The sequence below is a fragment of the Duganella violaceipulchra genome, from assembly GCF_019166075.1.
Taxonomy (GTDB): domain Bacteria; phylum Pseudomonadota; class Gammaproteobacteria; order Burkholderiales; family Burkholderiaceae_D; genus Rugamonas; species Rugamonas violaceipulchra.
The window spans coordinates 1-741 of sequence record NZ_JAHTGR010000092.1 but is presented as its reverse complement, the minus strand read 5'-3'; the positions used below and the strand labels follow the sequence as shown (position 1 = coordinate 741).

Annotated in this window: 1 protein-coding gene; it reads right to left on the bottom strand. The window is 67.2% G+C overall.

Going from position 1 to position 741, the window contains the following annotated elements:
- Window positions 1-741 (bottom strand): condensation domain-containing protein (locus KVP70_RS33105; protein WP_229225263.1); only part of this gene is annotated, 741 nt, incomplete at both ends.

Genomic DNA, 741 nt, shown 5'->3' with positions numbered 1-741 from the left:
CCGCCAGCTGCTCCAGCGCAGTCTGCATATAGGCGCACACGCGGCCGGCCGATACCGAGCGGTCGACCTGCGCCGTCAGCACGAAGCCGGCACCCAGATCGTCCACCGACAGCGTGAGCGGATAGTTCGTGCGTTCGTCGCGATCCACAATCTCGACGCCCTGCCAGGCTTCATCATATTCATCCCCGGAATTTGTGGCAGGCACGCTGTGACGATAATTCAGCAGCGACGAGAACAAGGGCAACGGCGCCTGCACCGCACTGCAGCGCTGCGCCAGCGCCAATGGCGCGTGCTCGTGCCGCAGCAACTGCGTCAGCAGCGCGTGCGTGCCGCGCACACCTTCGGCAACGCCCCGGTCGCCGATGCTGATGCGCACCGGCAGCGTATTGATGAACATGCCCAGCACCCGGTCGGCGCCGGCGCCGCCCTGCATGCGTCCAAACAGCACCGTGCCGAACACCACCTCCTGGCGGCCCGTCAGTTTAGACAGCACCTGCGCCCAGGCCAGGTGCATCAAGCTGGCCGCGCTCACGCCCAGCGTGCGCGCCTGCGCACGCAGCGTCTCCGCCAGGTCGTCCGGCAGCACCAGCCGCGCCTCATCCAGTTCAGCCACGCCGCCTTGCACGTCGAGCAGCCCGTATGGCGCGCTCGGCTCGTCGATATCGGACAGCATCCGCGTAAAGAACGTTTCGTGCTCCGCGGCGCTCACACCCAGGCGCGCCTGCGCGACGAAATTCCTGA